Source organism: Chelativorans sp. M5D2P16, assembly GCF_034427935.1.
In the GTDB taxonomy this organism is placed as follows: domain Bacteria; phylum Pseudomonadota; class Alphaproteobacteria; order Rhizobiales; family Rhizobiaceae; genus Chelativorans.
In genome coordinates, this window is the sequence record NZ_JAXQNM010000025.1 from 383,930 (window position 1) to 399,614 (window position 15,685).

Annotated in this window: 17 protein-coding genes and 1 tRNA gene; 10 read left to right on the top strand and 8 right to left on the bottom strand. The window is 65.6% G+C overall.

Annotation, left to right across the window (positions count from 1 at the left end):
• The first annotated feature begins 104 nt into the window (after nucleotides 1–104).
• The 4 genes from hflK (at nucleotide 105) to SIN08_RS13200 (ending at nucleotide 4,073) form a co-directional block, all read left to right on the top strand.
• A complete protein-coding gene (gene hflK, locus SIN08_RS13185; RefSeq protein ID WP_322452028.1) occupies nucleotides 105–1,253 on the top strand; it encodes an FtsH protease activity modulator HflK in 1,149 nt (382 codons plus the stop codon).
• The gene (locus SIN08_RS13190) at nucleotides 1,253–2,248 is read left to right on the top strand and encodes a protease modulator HflC (RefSeq protein ID WP_322452029.1); all 996 of its coding nucleotides are present in this window, start codon (nucleotides 1,253–1,255) and stop codon (nucleotides 2,246–2,248) included. The genes hflK and SIN08_RS13190 overlap by 1 nt, the downstream gene beginning before the upstream one ends.
• A 55-nt stretch (nucleotides 2,249–2,303) precedes the next feature.
• Nucleotides 2,304–2,489 carry a DUF2065 domain-containing protein gene (locus SIN08_RS13195; protein WP_322452167.1) on the top strand — a complete coding sequence of 62 codons (186 nt, stop codon included), beginning with the start codon at nucleotides 2,304–2,306 and terminating at the stop codon, nucleotides 2,487–2,489.
• A gap of 90 nt (nucleotides 2,490–2,579) precedes the next feature.
• A complete protein-coding gene (locus SIN08_RS13200; RefSeq protein WP_322452030.1) occupies nucleotides 2,580–4,073 on the top strand; it encodes a Do family serine endopeptidase in 1,494 nt (497 codons plus the stop codon).
• A gap of 116 nt (nucleotides 4,074–4,189) precedes the next feature.
• On the opposite strand, the gene SIN08_RS13205 is transcribed toward SIN08_RS13200, so the two are convergent.
• Together SIN08_RS13205 and serB are read right to left on the bottom strand one after the other, a co-directional pair.
• Nucleotides 4,190–4,744: a GNAT family N-acetyltransferase gene (locus SIN08_RS13205; protein ID WP_322452031.1), complete on the bottom strand. Its 555-nt coding sequence runs from the start codon at nucleotides 4,742–4,744 to the stop codon at nucleotides 4,190–4,192.
• Nucleotides 4,741–5,628 carry a phosphoserine phosphatase SerB gene (gene serB / locus SIN08_RS13210; protein ID WP_322452032.1) on the bottom strand — a complete coding sequence of 296 codons (888 nt, stop codon included), beginning with the start codon at nucleotides 5,626–5,628 and terminating at the stop codon, nucleotides 4,741–4,743. The genes SIN08_RS13205 and serB overlap by 4 nt, the downstream gene beginning before the upstream one ends.
• Here serB and miaA point away from each other — a divergent pair.
• Both miaA and SIN08_RS13220 read left to right on the top strand, forming a co-directional pair.
• Nucleotides 5,627–6,538: a tRNA (adenosine(37)-N6)-dimethylallyltransferase MiaA gene (gene miaA / locus SIN08_RS13215; RefSeq protein WP_322452033.1), complete on the top strand. Its 912-nt coding sequence runs from the start codon at nucleotides 5,627–5,629 to the stop codon at nucleotides 6,536–6,538. The two genes, serB and miaA, sit on opposite strands and share 2 nt — an antisense overlap.
• 112 nt (nucleotides 6,539–6,650) lie before the next feature.
• Nucleotides 6,651–7,442, top strand: a complete 792-nt coding sequence (locus SIN08_RS13220) for a GGDEF domain-containing protein (protein WP_322452035.1) — start codon at nucleotides 6,651–6,653, stop codon at nucleotides 7,440–7,442.
• A gap of 118 nt (nucleotides 7,443–7,560) precedes the next feature.
• Here the strand turns inward: SIN08_RS13220 and SIN08_RS13225 are convergent, their stop codons facing one another.
• Nucleotides 7,561–9,339, bottom strand: a complete 1,779-nt coding sequence (locus SIN08_RS13225) for an ATP-binding protein (protein WP_322452036.1) — start codon at nucleotides 9,337–9,339, stop codon at nucleotides 7,561–7,563.
• Between the two features lie 186 nt (nucleotides 9,340–9,525).
• Here SIN08_RS13225 and SIN08_RS13230 point away from each other — a divergent pair, with 186 nt between their 5' ends.
• On the top strand, nucleotides 9,526–10,347 hold the full coding sequence (locus tag SIN08_RS13230) for a DUF1194 domain-containing protein (RefSeq protein ID WP_322452037.1): 822 nt from the start codon (nucleotides 9,526–9,528) through the stop codon (nucleotides 10,345–10,347).
• A gap of 92 nt (nucleotides 10,348–10,439) precedes the next feature.
• On the opposite strand, the gene SIN08_RS13235 is transcribed toward SIN08_RS13230, so the two are convergent.
• The 3 genes from SIN08_RS13235 to SIN08_RS13245 form a co-directional block, all read right to left on the bottom strand.
• On the bottom strand, nucleotides 10,440–11,438 hold the full coding sequence (locus SIN08_RS13235) for a GlxA family transcriptional regulator (RefSeq protein WP_322452038.1): 999 nt from the start codon (nucleotides 11,436–11,438) through the stop codon (nucleotides 10,440–10,442).
• A gap of 161 nt (nucleotides 11,439–11,599) precedes the next feature.
• A complete protein-coding gene (locus SIN08_RS13240; protein WP_322452039.1) occupies nucleotides 11,600–11,728 on the bottom strand; it encodes a hypothetical protein in 129 nt (42 codons plus the stop codon).
• A gap of 36 nt (nucleotides 11,729–11,764) precedes the next feature.
• Entirely contained in the window at nucleotides 11,765–11,953 is a 189-nt protein-coding gene (locus tag SIN08_RS13245; RefSeq protein WP_322452040.1) for a hypothetical protein, read from the bottom strand.
• 121 nt (nucleotides 11,954–12,074) lie between these two features.
• Here SIN08_RS13245 and SIN08_RS13250 point away from each other — a divergent pair, with 121 nt between their 5' ends.
• Complete coding sequence (locus tag SIN08_RS13250; protein ID WP_322452041.1) at nucleotides 12,075–12,977, top strand: LysR substrate-binding domain-containing protein; 903 nt, start codon at nucleotides 12,075–12,077, stop codon at nucleotides 12,975–12,977.
• 92 nt (nucleotides 12,978–13,069) lie between these two features.
• Entirely contained in the window at nucleotides 13,070–13,981 is a 912-nt protein-coding gene (ligD, locus tag SIN08_RS13255; RefSeq protein WP_322452042.1) for a non-homologous end-joining DNA ligase, read from the top strand.
• Nucleotides 13,982–14,057: 76 nt separating this feature from the next.
• On the opposite strand, the gene SIN08_RS13260 is transcribed toward ligD, so the two are convergent.
• Together SIN08_RS13260 and SIN08_RS13265 are read right to left on the bottom strand one after the other, a co-directional pair.
• Nucleotides 14,058–14,498, bottom strand: coding sequence for a hypothetical protein (locus SIN08_RS13260; protein ID WP_322452043.1), 441 nt, complete (start codon nucleotides 14,496–14,498; stop codon nucleotides 14,058–14,060).
• A gap of 185 nt (nucleotides 14,499–14,683) precedes the next feature.
• Nucleotides 14,684–14,768, bottom strand: a tRNA-Leu gene (locus SIN08_RS13265).
• Nucleotides 14,769–14,944: 176 nt separating this feature from the next.
• Between SIN08_RS13265 and lipB the strand changes: the two genes are divergently transcribed.
• Nucleotides 14,945–15,685, top strand: coding sequence for a lipoyl(octanoyl) transferase LipB (gene lipB, locus SIN08_RS13270; protein ID WP_322452044.1), 741 nt, complete (start codon nucleotides 14,945–14,947; stop codon nucleotides 15,683–15,685).

A 15,685-nucleotide genomic window follows, 5' to 3' on the forward strand; every position in this document is an offset into this window, starting at 1 on the left:
TCGGGGCGCGGTCCATGCGTTGAAAGCGCTTTCCACGCTACCTATAAAGGCCGCAAGGGAGCGTCGGCGACCGTGTCGGCCGGCCAAAGGATAAAGGAATAATAATGCCCTGGAACAATCAGAGTGGCGGCGGTCCATGGGGCGGCGGGAACAACAGCGGAGGCCCGTGGGACCAGGGACCGCGCGGTGGGCCGTCCGGCGGCCCGCAAGGCACCCCTCCGGACCTCGAGGAGATTATCCGGCGCGGACAGGATCGGCTGCGGCGCGTCCTGCCCGGCGGCGGCGGCCCGAACCCGGCCATGATCGGCCTGATCGCCATCGCCGTGCTGGGTCTCTGGCTTTTCAAGTCGGTCTACACCGTGCAGCCGGATCAGCTCGCCGTCGAGCTGCGCTTCGGTAAGCCGAAGAACCAGCTTTCCGAGCCGGGTCTTCACTTCCATTGGTGGCCGATCGAGACGGTGGAAAAGGCGTCGATCGCCGAAAGGCTGATGGATATCGGCGAAGTGCGCGGAGGCACCTCCTCCGGGCTGATGCTGTCGGGCGATCAGAACATCGTCGATGTCAAATTCTCCGTCGCCTATCAGGTGGCCGATCCGGCGGCCTATCTCTTCAACGTCGATGAGCCCGACGAAATGCTGCGCCAGGTCGCCGAGAGCGCCATGCGCGAGGTCGTCGGCCGCCGTCCGGCGCAGGATATCTTCCGTGACGATCGCGAAGGCATTGCCCAGGGTGTGCGCGAGACCATCCAGACGACCATGGAAGAGTACGATGCGGGGCTGGACATCAACGCGCTGTCGATCGAGGACGCGGCGCCGCCGCGCGAGGTGGCGGACGCCTTCGATGAGGTGCAGCGCGCCGAGCAGGACGAGGACCGCTTCGTCGAGGAAGCCAACCAGTATTCGAACCAGCAGCTCGGTCAGGCACGCGGTGAAGCCGCGGAAATCCGCGAGGCGGCGGCCGCCTACAAGAACCGCGTGGTGCTGGAGGCCCAGGGTGAGGCGCAGCGCTTCGTGTCCGTCTACGAGGAATACGCCAAGGCGCCGGAAGTCACCCGCAAGCGTCTGTTCCTGGAAACCATGGAAACCGTGCTGCGCGGCTCCAACAAGGTGATCGTGGGCCAAGGGAGCGGGCAGGGCGTGATCCCCTATCTGCCGCTGCCCGAGCTGCGCAACCAGCAGCCGGCACAGGCCAGCGTCGGGCGCGGCGCGGCGGGCACGCAAAACGGGGTGCAGACGCAAGGGGGGAATAACTGATGTCGAACCGTTTCCTTTTTGGCGTCATCATCGCCGCCGTCGCGCTGTTCCTCGTCTATTCCTCTGTCTTCGTGGTGAACGAACGCAACCAGGCCATCGTGCTGCGCTTCGGCGAGATCGTGAAGGTGGAGCGCGAGCCTGGCCTTTACTTCAAGCTGCCCTTCGGCTTCGCCGACGCGGACAGAGTGTTGATGATCCCGGACCGCATTCTGCGTTTCGATCTCGACGACATCCGCCTGCAGGTCTCCGGCGGCAAGTTCTACGAGGTCGACGCCTTCGTCGCCTATTCCATCGAGGACGCACGCCGCTTCCGCCAGGCCGTTTCCGGTGAGCTGCCGCTGGCCGAACAGCGTCTGCGCACGCGTCTCGACGCAGCGCTGAGGCGCGTCTACGGCCTGCGTGGTTTCGAGGCGGCCCTGTCGGACGAGCGTACTTCCATGATGCGCGAGGTGGCGGAGGACTTGCGCCCCGCCGCCGCGTCTCTCGGCCTGCAGATCGAGGATGTGCGCATCCGGCGGACGGATCTGACCGCCGAGGTGTCGCAGCAGACCTACGACCGGATGAAGGCCGAACGTCTGGCCGAAGCCGAGCGCCTGCGTGCCCGGGGCCGCGAAGCGGCGGCGCGCATCCGTGCCCGTGCCGACCGCGAGGTGGTGGAAATTCTCGCCGCCGCGCAGCGCGAGGCGGAGATCCTGCGTGGTGAAGGCGAGGGCGAGCGCAATGCGATCTTCGCCGATGCCTTTACGCGCGATGAGTCGTTCTTCGAATTCTACCGCTCCATGGCGGCTTATCGCGAGGCGCTCGATCCGCAGGGAACGACCATGCTGTTGAGCCCGGATACCGATTTCTTCCGCTTCTTCGGGTCCTCCGACGGACGCGGGCAGGATGGCCAGGCTCCATCCGGCGAGGACGGCGGGGCACTGACGGGGTCGATCGAGGCCCCGCAAGTTCCCGAAAGGGGCGCGAGCCTGCCGGCGGCCGGGCCGGCGCAGTAGGCGGACCGCTCCGTGCGTTGCCGCGTACGCGGAAAAAGGCGGTCGGAGCATGGCGTTGAGTGACTTCATCGCCGCGCTCGGCCTGGTCCTGGTCTTCGAAGGTCTCCTCTATGGAGGCCTTCCGCGGCTTGCAAAGCGCATGGCCGCCGATATCATCGAGATGCCGGAGAGTCTCATGCGCGGCATCGGCCTGGCGGTCATGGCCGTCGGCGTGTTCATTATCTGGCTCGTGCGCGGCTGACGCTGGCAGAGCGGCAGGCGCGACTATATCTTTGCCACGAAGTTGCCCTATCTGCCGGGACGGTGCGAAACGCACGCGGGAGAGTGCCAGATGTCTTCGCCTAAACTGCTTCGCATAGCCTCTCGGTCAGTGATGGCGGCCGCCGTGGCGATCGGAATCGGTGCCGCGCCCGCGACCGGACTGGCGCAAACGCGTGGGCCCGAGTCGGTCTCCGACATCGCCGAGACGCTGGTCGACGCGGTCGTCAACATCTCCACCACGCAGAACGCGCTGCGCGGGGGCGGCCGCGTGCCCATGCCGCAGATTCCCGACGGCTCTCCCTTCGAGGATTACTTTCAGGAATTCTTCAATGACGGCGGCCGGCATCCGCAATTGCCGGGGCCGGGCTCCTCGCTCGGTTCCGGATTCGTCATCGACGCCGGTGAGGGCATCGTCGTCACGAACAACCATGTGATTACCGGCGCCGACGAAATCGTCGTCAACTTCGCCGACGGGGCGACCAGGACGGCCGAGATCGTCGGCATCGATTCCAAGACCGATCTCGCGGTCCTGAAGATCGATCCCGCGGGGAAGAATCTCTCGCAGGTGCCGTTCGGTGATTCCGACGCAATGCGCATCGGCGACTGGGTGATGGCGATCGGCAATCCGTTCGGCTTCGGAGGATCGCTCACCGTCGGCATCGTCTCCGCGCGCAACCGGCAGATCGGCGCCGGGCCCTACGAGGACTATATCCAGACCGATGCGGCCATCAACCGCGGCAATTCCGGCGGTCCCCTGTTCAACATGGAAGGCGAGGTCATCGGCATCAACACGGCGATCATCTCGCCCACGGGGGGGTCGATCGGCATCGGTTTCGCCATTCCCTCGAACCTGGCGACCAATGTCATCGACCAGTTGCGTGAATTCGGCGAGACGCGGCGCGGATGGCTCGGCGTGCGCATACAGGAAGTGACGGAGGAGGTCGCCGAAAGCCTGGGCCTGGGCGAGGCCGCCGGCGTACTGATCAGCGGAATCGAAAAGAACGGGCCGGCCGAAGGCGGCGCACTTCAGGCCGGTGACATCATCGTGGGTTTCGGCGGTCTTCCCATCGCCGAGGTGCGCGAACTGCGCCGGATCGTGGCGGAGAGCCCGGTCGGCAAGACCGTCGAGGTGGAGATCCTGCGCAAGGGCGAGCGGCAGACCGTGCAGGTCACACTCGGCCGTCTCGAAGAGGCGGAGATCTCGGCTTCGGCCGAGGACGCGCTGGAGGATGATGATGCGGAGGAGGAGACCGGGCCGGTTTCCTCGGCGAAGGTGTTCGGCATGACGATCGTCGAACTCGACGAGGAGGGGCGTGGCCGCTTCGATGTTCCCGAGGATATCAGCGGCGTTCTAATCTCGGAGGTCGAGGACGGTTCCGTGGCTGCAGAACAGGGCGTCCAGGCGGGCGACGTCATCGTCGAGATCGCTCTGGAATCGGTATCGGAGCCGGAGGATGTGCTGACCCGGATCGACGATCTGAGGGCGGAGGGGCGCAAAAACGCGCTGCTCATGCTCGCCGGGGCGTCCGGTGAATTGCGTTTCGTCACGCTGCGGATGAACTGAGGACGTCCCTTACAGGCCTTGCCTCGAGCAGCATGCGCTCCATTCGTCCGCTTGGCTGCTCTATCTGTTTGTTTAGCTAGCCGCATTTGTGCGACGCCAGTGGCTGCGAAAATGCTCTAGCCCCGCCATTCCTCCCGTCTCAGGCGATAGAAGACGTGTCGTTTGAGGTGCGGGTGCGTGTCGGGCACGGATGGGTGGTCGAAGTCGCGCGCGGGGTCGGCCGTCATGCCGATGCGCTCCATCACGGCGATGGAGCGCCGGTTGTTCCATACGGCGAAGGAGACGATCTCCGCGAGCGCGAGCCTTTCGAAGCCGAAGGCGAGCCACGCCCTGGCGGCTTCCGTGACATATCCCTGGCCCCAGAATTCAGGTGCCAGCCGCCACCCGATTTCGACCGAGCCCTTCGGCAAATGAGGGACGGAGACAGTCTCGTGAAGGCCCACGAAGCCTATGCACGCCCCGGTTCCCCGGAGCTCGGCGGCGCAGAAGCCGAAACCGCGCTCGGCGATGCCCGCGCGCAACTGGTCGAGAACGGCGTCGGACTGCTGCCGGTCGCGGCGGAAGGGGAAGAACTCCATCACGCGCTCGTCGGCGTTGATGCGATGAAAGAGCGCTCGGTCGTCGTCCGTCCAGTTGCGCAGGACCAGGCGTTCCGTCAGCATGGGCGTCATAGCACGAACTCTTCCCGCCGGTAGCCCTGAAGATAGAGAAGGGCGGTGAGATCGCCATGGTCGATGCGGATTCCGGCCGCCTCGGCGACGGCGGGCTTGGCATGCAGTGCCACGCCGGCGCCCGCCAGGCGCAGCATATCGAGGTCGTTGGCGCCATCGCCCACCGCCATCACATGGCGATGGGTGATTCCCAGCCGCGCGGCGATTTCGACCAGCGCATCGGCCTTGGCCTGACGCCCCAAAATGGGTTCGCCGGCTAGCCCTGTCAGCCGCCCGCCTTCCGTCATCAGCCGGTTGGCCCGGTGCTCGTGGAAGCCCAGGAGGGCGGCGATGCGCCCGGTGAAGATGTCGAAGCCGCCGGAAACGAGAGCGGAGTAGGCGCCGGCGGCGTTCATCGTCGCCAGCAATTCGCGCCCGCCCGCCGCGAGGGTGATGCGGCCTTCGATGACGCGGTCGATCACCGCCACTTCGAGGCCTTCCAGAAGCGCCACGCGCTCGCGAAGCGCCGGCTCGAAGGCGATTTCACCGTTCATCGCGCGGGCCGTTATGGCGGCGACGCGCTCCTTGACTCCGATCTCGTCGGCCAGCTCGTCGATGCACTCCTGGTCGATCATGGTGGAATCCATATCGGCGATCAGCATCTTCTTGCGCCGGTCGTCCGCCGGCTGGACGGCTACGTCGATCGGCAAACCTTCAACCCTCGCGCGCACGGCTGCCTCGGCCTCGGCCGCGGCGAGCCCGGGGGCGAGGACGATATCGCAGGCGACATCCGGGGCGAGCCAGGCAATCTCTCTTGCACCGAGCGCCTGTCTGGCCATATTCGCCGTTGCAGGCGTCAGGGCGGCGGCCCTGGGATCGGAGATGAGCGTTGCGACGAGTTCCATGGAAAGGTCCGCTGCGGCAGGCTGGAAGACAGTGCTGAAGAATGCGACCCTGATAGCCGGCCCCACGGCCAGCGGCAAGTCGTCGATGGCGCTCAATCTCGCGCGGCAGACAGGCGGCGTGATCGTCAATGCCGATTCCATGCAGGTCTATTCGGTCCTGCGGCTTCTGACGGCGCGTCCCGGCCCGGAGGAACTCGCCGCCGCGCCACATCGACTCTACGGCCATGTGCATCCGAGCCGGGACTATTCCACCGGGCAGTGGCTGCGCGATGTGGAGGCGCTCGTTGAGGCGGAAGATCTGGCCGGCAGCCAAATGATCTTCGTCGGTGGGACCGGGCTTTACTTCCGCGCGCTGACGGAAGGGCTTTCGCCCATGCCGGACATTCCGCCACAGGTGCGCCGGGCCTGGCGCGCGCGCCTGGCGGAAGAGGGGAGCGCGGCACTGCACGCGATCCTTGCGCGTACCGATCCCGAATCGGCAGAGCGCATCCGGCCCTCCGACGGACAGCGCATCGTGCGGGCGCTCGAGGTGCTTGAAGCCTCGGGGGAGGCAATCGCCTGGTGGCAGGCGCGGCGTTCGACCCCTTTGGTCGAGGCGGCTTCCGCGCGCAAGTTCGTTCTGGAGCCGGACCGGCCCGGCCTTGCAGAAAAAATCGATCGAAGATTCGCGCGCATGCTGGAAGAGGGCGCGCTCGAAGAGGTGCGCGCGCTTCTTGGCCTCGACCTGCCGGCGGATAAGCCGGCGATGAAGGCGATCGGTGTGCGCGAGCTTGCCGATGTCCTTGCCGGCCGTGCCGGCGTGGCGGAGGCCGCCGCGCATGTCGGCACGGCGACACGCCGATACGCGAAGCGGCAGATGACCTGGTTCCGCCATCAGCTCGGCCCCGACTGGGAGCGCCTGCCGGCGTGAATCGAACCCGGTCGGAAGAAGGCCGACTGCGGCGAATCTGCACGCACGGATTAACCTCCCCCTAAGGCGCATCATGCAAGAAGATATGAAAAGGGCATGTAGCGGGTAGGGCATGCGTTTCCACAAAGCGGAATCGGCGTTTTTTCTCTTTATCGCCCTGGTTTCCGGGGCCGGCGTTCTCCTGTTTTTCGCCTACGGGATGGTGCGTGCGAGAGCCCTCCAGCTGGCCGCCGTCGGCGGAGCGGCGGACCTGGACACGTTCACGCATCTTCTCCTGACGACCGGCACGCTGCTCTTCGCGTCGATCGTCTTCGGCTTGTTCTTCATCTATCCGCTCATCCGCACCCAGGCGCGTGAGGAGGGCAAGTTGCGCGCGATGACCGAATCGCTCAGCGCGCGTTCCGAACTGCTGCAGCACGCGGCCCTGACCGACAGCCTGACGGGCACGCAGAACCGGCGCTTCTTCGACGATGCGCTGCGCGAATATCTGCGCGAGTTCGGCCGTATCAGAAAACCAGTGGGGCTGATGGTGCTCGATCTCGACCATTTCAAGCAAGTCAACGACACGTATGGCCATGACGTGGGCGACCAGGTGCTGCGCGAGGTCGCGCGCTGCCTGAAGGACATGACGCGCTATCACGACGTGGTGGCCCGGCTCGGCGGCGAGGAGTTCGCCATCGTGACGCCGAACATGGATTTCGATTCGCTCGTCAAGCTCGGCGAACGCATCCGCAACGCGATCGCCGCCTTCGACGTGGAGGTGGGAAACCTGCGGCTGAAGGTCACCACCAGTATGGGGCTCGCCGTCTGGGACGGCAAGGAAGGGGCCGAAGGGTTTTATCGCCGGGCCGACAAGATGCTTTACGAGGCGAAGCGGCTCGGCCGCGACCGGGTCTGCGCCTGACGATACGCCCGTGCCGGGCTGGAGCAGCGTGCGCTCACATTTGTCCGCTTGGCTGCTCGATCTGCTTTAGCCGCAGTTGCGCGCCGCCAAGTGGTTCCATGTGCTCCAGGCGCCGGGGTTACCCGAGGCGCCCCCGGGGCCGAGCGGCGGACTGGAAAGGACTTTCATAGACGCTGTGCGGGGCGCTTTCCGTCGTGTTTGCGAAGGCGCTGGTGCGGGGGCGCTCGCGCCGCCCCGTGTCGCGCATGCGCGACACGATCGACTCAAGGTCGATATCGTCGGTCGAGTGGCCATCCAGTGCCTGCCGCCCCTCGCCGAGTGTATCCTTCACACCCGGCAGGAGCGAATCGGCAAGTCGTTCGAAGGTCATGCGCATGGAGGTCGCCACCCCGTCGCCGAAGGCGATTGCTTCGCGCTGACCCATGGAGGACAGGAAGGTGAGGATCGAAGCCGAGGAATCGGCGATCGCCGAGCGGATGATGGCCTGGTCCTGCTCGTTGGCCAGCCGCATGGCGAACACGGTCGAGCATTGCGAGAGCACGGCCGGGTCGAGGTCTCCGGGGCGCTGAGTCACCACGCCGAGGGAGCATCCGTATTTCCGCCCCTCCTTGGCGATGCGTGCCAGGGCCTGGCGGGTCGGGGCGAAGCCGCGCCTGGGGTCGGCCGGCATGTAGCGATGCGCCTCCTCGCACAGGAGCAGGAGCTTCAAGCGCCCCTCGCTCCAAAGTGTGATGTCGAAGGCGATCCGTGCCAGGACCGAGCAGACCGAGTTGACCACCTCCGACGGCAGGCCCGCCATTTCGAAACAGGTGACCGGGCGGCCTTCGCCGGGCACGCGAAAGATGCGGCCGATGGTTTCGTGGATCGAATCCTCGACGAGGCGCGAGGCGAACATGAACCGGTAGCGCGGATCGGCCAGTGCCGCCTCGATCCGCGTGCGAAGCTGGCGGTAATGGGGGCGGTCGGTCTTGGCGTCGAGCTGGCCCATGCGCTCGTCGATCTGGCCAATGAGGTCGGCCATGCGGTAGGGCACCGGGGTGTCGGCGGTGATGCCGCCGCCATCTCCGCGCTTGAGCACACTGTCGCCGGGACCGCGATAAAGGTGTTTCGCACGGGTGACGAGGTCGCGCAGCAGTTCCACCTCCTCCGCCACTGGCTCGCGGCCGCGGAAAAGAACCTCCACCAGCTCCTCCAGCCGGAACATCCAGAACGGCAGATCGAGCGAAGCGCCGTCGAGGCGCACACAGTAGTCGGGCAGGGCGGCGGCGAATTCGTTGTGCGGGTCCAGGATGAGGATGCGCAGATCAGGGCGTGCCTCGATGGCCTTGCGCAAAAGCAGGGAGACCGCGGTGGACTTGCCGACGCCGGTCGTGCCGACGACCGCGAAATGCCGGTTGAGCGTTTCGTTGATCGCCAGACGGGCGGCAATGGCGCCGTCCTGGGACAGATGCCCGACGGTGACCGCCGGGCGGCCGCCCAGATCGTAGACGGCTTCCAGATCGCTGGCGCGGATGCGGTGGGCAATCGCGCCGATATGCGGATAGACGGTGATGCCGCGGTCGAAGACGGGCGTGCCGTTCAGGTCGCGCACCTCGCCGATGAGCTCGGCAAGAACGATGATCGGGTTGCTGCCGTCCTCGTCCCAGCGCCGCTGCGGCCGCTCGATGCCGTAGATCAGGCCGACGGTGCGCGTCTTGCCGAGATTGATGGAGATCAGCTTGCCGACTGTCCAGCTTTCGGCGACTGCGGTCCCGGGACCGGCGATCGTGGCGGCGATGCCGGCGCGCGCGCCGTCGCATTGCACGACATGGCCCAGAACGCGCGCTGCGGGCTGTCCCGCGGCACGCCGCTCCCGCGTGGTGGCTGCGCCCGGGGCGCTGTCTTCAGGCTGATACATGAGGAATGCCCCTTTGCCCAACGTTCCCATGCTAGTGCCGGCAGGGTTAAGGCGGGATGAGGGGGGATGGTTGAGGAGCCGTTAAATCGGCGATTCCGGCCTGCCGTGGCCGATCGCGGCCACGGTGGCGGCTGCCGGGTATTACCGCATATTGCCGCCTTCGGCCCTCGGGCGTAAACTCGTCCCATGTGGACTTTGCATCCCGCTCGCGTCTTCTACGGCGTGCTTGCCGCGCTGGCGGTGATGCTGAGCCCGGTTGAGGCAAAGGCGCAGGATGCGGTCGATGTCGAACTGATCCTGGCCGTCGACGTTTCGCTTTCCATGTCGCCCGGCGAGATGGAAATCCAGCGCCGGGGCTATGCGGCCGCGCTTACCCACGAGACAGTGATCCAGGCGATCGAGAGCGGCCTCAACGGCCGCATTGCCATCGCCTATTTCGAGTGGGCGGGAGACGCGACCCAGCGGCTCGTCGTGCCGTGGACGACCATCGCCTCCGCGGAGGACGCGGCGCGCGTCGCCGAGATGCTGATGGTCAACCCGCCGCGCAGCGCCCGGCGCACCTCGATCTCCGGCGCCATCAATTTCGCCGCCGATCTGTTTGTGGAAAGCGGCTATCGGAGCATGCGCCGCGTGCTCGATATTTCCGGCGACGGTCCCAACAACCAGGGGGCGCCGGTGGTCCAGGCGCGCGACGATCTCGTCGCCGCCGGCGTGACGGTCAACGGCCTGCCGCTGATGACCAATGAAGGCTTCAGCACTTCCTACGACATCCGGGATCTCGACCGCTACTACAGCGGTTGTGTGATCGGCGGTCCCGGCGCATTCATGATCCCGGTCAATGAATGGTCGCAGTTTCCCGAGGCCGTGCGCCGGAAGCTGGTGATCGAGCTGGCCGGCACCGAGGACCCCGAGGCACCCGTGGTCCTTGCGCAGGCAAGCGACGACTTCGATTGCATGATCGGGGAAAGGATGTGGCAGGAGCGCCTGTGGATGTGGGACGAGCAGTAAGATCTGCAGCTCTTCGCGATCCGAGCGAGTGGGCCCTCTCTTGCAACTCTGCGGACCAACCGGCTGCCGGTCTTCCGTCCGGCGTTGCCGTGTCAGGCGGCGACGAGCTGTTTGCGGTCCGCCCGTTCCTGCTGCGGGGAGCGGGCATAGAGTTCGCGATAGCACTTGGAGAAGTGGGAAGCGGAAACGAAGCCGCAGGCGACGGCCACTTCCACGACCGGCATGGAGGACTGGACGAGAAGGTGGCGGGCCCGGTCGAGCCGGATCTCCAGATAATAACGTGCTGGCGAGCGGCCCATCTCCTGACGGAAGAGCCGCTCGATCTGGCGGCGCGAAAGGCCGACGGCCTCGGCGATCTCGATCAGCGACAGCGGTTCCGACAAATTCGCCTCCATCAGCTCGATGATGGTGAGCACCTTCGAGTTCTGCACGCCGAGCCGGGCTCTCAGCGGCAGGCGCTGGCGGTCGGAGGGGCTGCGCACGCGGTCGGTCAGCATCTGCTCGCACACGCGGTTGACGAGATTGTCGTCGAAGTCTTCGCCGATGAGCTGGAACATCATGTCCATGGCGGCCGTGCCGCCGGCGCAGGTGTAGATGTTCGAATCGACCTCGAAAAGATCGGCGAAGACGTTGGCCTTCGGGTACTTCTCGGCGAAGCCGGGCAGGTTCTCCCAATGGATGGCGCAGCGCTTGTTGGCGAGCAGGCCGGCGGCCGCCAGAATCTGCGCACCGGTGCACAGTCCGCCCAGGGCGACGCCGCGATTGTATTCCTCGCGGAGCCAGGCAAAGACCGACTTGTTGACATAGGTATCGACATTGAGGCCGCTGCACACGACGACCATGGTCGGCCGCTCGCGGCCGGTCATCTTCTGCCGCTCTTCGGACAGTGACGAGGTGACGGCGACCTCGACGCCGTTGGAGGCGCGCACCGGCTTGCCGTCGACGCTCGCCAGCCGCCACGTATAGGCTTGGTAGCCGGCCATGCGATTGGCCGCCCGCAGAGGTTCCAGCGCTGTAGCGAAAGCGACCAGCGTGAAATCCGGGACAAGAAAAAATACCAGCGAGCGCTTGACCTGCCTATCGTCCCGCATTTCGTCCTCCTGCGGACTGCGACCTAATGCGATGTCGCCCAGAGGCAAGCCTGTCCCAAAAAAATCTTAACTGTCAATGGAGTGCGCGGTCGCGCAAAGAGAAATTTTTGGTTGTCCGGCGGCCGCGCTGTGGGCATGGCGGCCGCCGGACGAGTCAGCCTTCACGGGCGGGGGTCCGTCTGGGCGGGCGATTGCCGCCGTGCGGGCCTGCGCCCCGTGCGCGCGTGCTCGTGGATGTCTCCGAACTCGCGCAGGAAAGACCTCAGCCTGGTCAGATAGTTCATCTTCATTTCACCGTCTCCTTTTCTCTATGATAGAGGGTTTGCCTACCAGCGCCGTTCCCAGAAGGAATCCCGCACCTGACGGGGGATCCGCCGGCGGCTCTCTGCGGCCGGCCATCCGATATCCTTCTGAATCTCGGCGGGCAGATTACTGATGAACTTTTCGGTACGGCGACGCTCCCAGAGCGCCATCCGATGACGCAGATAATCAAGCATTGCAGCTTGTACAGACATGGCTTTCTCGCTCCTCTGTTGAGCCGGCCTCCCGGCTTCGGGATTGACTATCGCCACAATCTCGTGTTCAATCAAACGCAATGAAATGATCATTTGGTTCAGAGAAATTGAAGGCAAAGCGATGAACGCTCCGCTCAACCATCCGATGCCGCTGCTCGAACTCGACGTTTTGCGCACCTTCGTGGCGATTTCCGAGACCGGCAGCTTCACCGGCGCCGCGAATGCGGTTTTCCGCACGCCCTCGGCCGTGTCCATGCAGATCAAGAAGCTCGAGGAGATCCTGGGCCGCGCCGTCTTCGTGCGCGATGCCCGTTCCGTCACGCTGACGCCCGACGGAGAGATGCTTCTGAGCTATGCCCGCCGTCTCCTGGCGCTCAACCGCGAGGCGGTTTCGAAATTCGTCGCGCCCGATATCAGCGGCATCGTGCGGCTGGGCTCGCCCGACGATTTCGGCGAGCGGGTGCTGCCGAGCGTGCTCAGGCGCTTTTCCCAGTCGCATCCGGCCATTGCCGTCGACGTGGTCATCGACCAGAGTGTCAATCTGCGGAAGCGTATGGCGGCCCGCCAGCTCGACATAACGCTCCTGACCTGTTCGGGCGATCTGGAGCGCGAGGTAGGAGTCGAGGTCCTGTTGAGCGAGCCCATCGTCTGGGCCGGCGCCAAGGGCGGATGCGCGCATCTGCGCGAGCCGCTGCCGGTCTCCCTCTGGGAGGAGGGATGCGTGTGGCGCAACGCGGCCGTGACCGCGCTCGGCGAGCTCGGCCGCGATTATCGCGTCGCCTATATGAGCGCGCACACGGCCGGCCAGAGGGCGGCCATTCTCGGCGGCCTGGCGGTAGCGCCCCTGCCGAAGTCGTTTATCGGCGAGGATCTCGTCGAACTCGGCCCGCAGGACGGCCTGCCGAAGATGGGCAACTACAATCTGGGCATGGTGGTCACGCCGGATGCTTCCGCGCCGGTCAAGGCGGCGGCCGACCATATCCGGGCGACCTTCGAGTTGTTCAACGAGACGGGGCGGTTCTAACCGGACGAAGGAACCTGCGCGGGACGGGGCGGATTGAACCGGGGCAGGGTGCCCGGCGCCCTTGCGCCGCCGTGCCAGCACCGGAGGCCGAGATGCAGAAAAAAGGACGTACGCTTCTTGCCGGCGTCGCGCTGTCCAGCCCCGACAAGATACTCTTCGATGCGCAAGGGCTCACCAAGGCCGACATCGCCGCCCACTACATGCGCGTCGCCGAGCGCATGCTGCCATGGACGCGCAAGCGGCTCGTGAGCCTCGTGCGCTGTCCGGACGGACGCAGTCGCGAATGTTTCTTCCAGAAGCATGGCGGCAAGGGTTTTCCGGCCGAGGTAAAGCGCCGGGAAATCGTGGAGAAGAATGGCGGGAATGCCGAGTATCTCTACATCGACAATCTCGCGGGCCTCATCGCCGGCATCCAGATGAACACGCTGGAGTTCCACGTCTGGGGCTCGCGGATCGACCGGCTGGAGAAGCCCGACCGCCTCGTTTTCGATCTCGACCCCGATGAAGCGCTGGAATTTGCAGACGTTCGGCGCGCCGCTTTCGACCTGCGGGAGCGTCTTTCCGCATACGGTCTCAAATCCGTGCCGCTGGTCACCGGCGGCAAGGGCGTGCATGTGGTGGTGCCGCTTTCCCGGCGCGCCGAATGGCCGCAAGCCAAGGCTTTCGCCCGGTCGGTGGCCAGGACCATGGAGGCGGAGGAGCCGGAGCGCTTCCTCGCGCAGGCGGCCAAGGCCAAGCGCAAGGGCCGCGTCTTCATCGACTGGCTGCGCAATGAGCGCGGCGCCACGGCCATCGCGCCCTATTCGACACGCGCAAGGCAGGGCGCGCCCGTCGCCGTACCCGTCTCATGGGCGGAGTTGTCGGAATTGGCGGCGGCGGACACGTTTCACGTCGCCGATATGGAGGCGCGCATGCGGGCACCCGAGCCCTGGGCCGAAACCGCGGGCTGGCGACAATCCCTTACGCGCGAGATCCTGGCGGCCGCCGGAGCGGGCGATGAATAGCGGCCGTAGCCGAATGAACCCCGCCGCCCGAGGCGGCGAGGCCGCGGCGTGCGGCCGATCCGCGGCCGCTTCGCACTCAGGCGGTGGCGCCGAAGAAGCGCCAGATGGCCTGCTTGAAATTCGCGCGCGTGCGCTTTCTTGCCGCATAGCGGCGAAGACGGTCGGCCACCGCGCCGCCGGTCATCCTTCCGAAATAGCGGCAGTCGCACAGGAGCCGATGGGCGTCGGAATCGCTCATGCCGAAGAAGTCCATCGCATCGCCGAGCCCGTCGCTCTTCAGCCCCTGTTCGCGCAGGACCGGATCGCTGAAGGCAACCGTCAAGGGCGTGTTGGTGCCCCTGTAGGCCCTGCGTTCCTGCGGAGACAGATACTCGATCTGCATCAATGGATTCAAAAAGCCGCCGTGCATTTCGAGAAGCGCCGCCCAACGTTCGACTCGCTCGTGCTGCGACATGTGCGAGGGGATCGGACATGTCGTGACGGCGGCTTCCATTTCCTGACGAGTCTGGTGCTTCATCGTGTCCTCCATACGATAGTCCACCACACCTACAGAGAAGCAGATAGAGCGCGGCTCCGGTTCCGACAGTCTGCCGTCCTTCGTCGTGTTGATCACGAATTGTGTCAGATGCGAGCCGGCGGAAACGCCGCGCCGGAGCGTCTTGGAGACGGGACCGGTGGAGGAAAGGAATTGCAGGAGGAAAATGGTGCGGTCGAGAAGACTCGAACTTCCACGGGTTGCCCCACAGCGACCTCAACGCTGCGCGTCTACCAATTCCGCCACGACCGCACGCAACGAAAGGCCGGTTCGCACCGGCCACGGGGCATGTAGCAAATCGCCCCCCTGGAGACAAGCCTGAGGAAAGTGAAATCGCAGCAAAAATCGCCGTTGCGGAGAATGCTGTTAAACCCTTTCTGGACCTTGAAGGCGGATCGGAGTCATAACCGCCGCATGGAGACCGACACATGAACGAAGCGCCCGCGCCCTTGCTTTTTCATCCACGCCAGGAAGCGCAACCGGTGGAATGGCGAATAGAGCCGGGACTGACGGCTTACGAAGACGCGCTGGCCTTCATGGAAGCCCGTGCCGACGCCATTCGCGCGGGCACGGCAGGCGAGATGGTCTGGCTGGTCGAGCATCCGCCCCTTTACACGGCGGGCACGAGCGCGGCGCCGCAGGACCTGCTCGATACCGGGCGTTTTCCCGTTCATCAGGCCGGGCGCGGCGGCGAATACACCTATCACGGTCCGGGACAGCGCGTGGCCTATGTCATGCTCGATCTCAAGCGGCGTCGGGAGGATGTGCGCGCCTTCGTTTCGGCGCTCGAGGACTGGGTCATCGCCACCCTTGCCCGCTTCAACGTGAGAGGCGAACGGCGGCAGGGCCGCGTCGGGGTTTGGGTCGTGCGGCCCGACAAGCCGCCGATGCCTGATGGCACGCCCATGGAGGACAAGATCGCCGCCATCGGCATCCGCCTTCGCCGCTGGGTGAGCTTTCACGGCATCGCCGTCAACGTCGAGCCGGAGCTTTCGCACTTTGGCGGCATCGTGCCGTGCGGCATTTCGGGCTTCGGCGTCACCAGCCTGGTCGATCTCGGCCTGCCGGTGACGATGGGCGATTTCGACGTCGCGCTGAAGGCCGCGTTCGAGGAGATCTTCGGCCCGGCCGAAGCCGTGCTTGAGGGGGCGTTGGCAAGGAGCGGATGA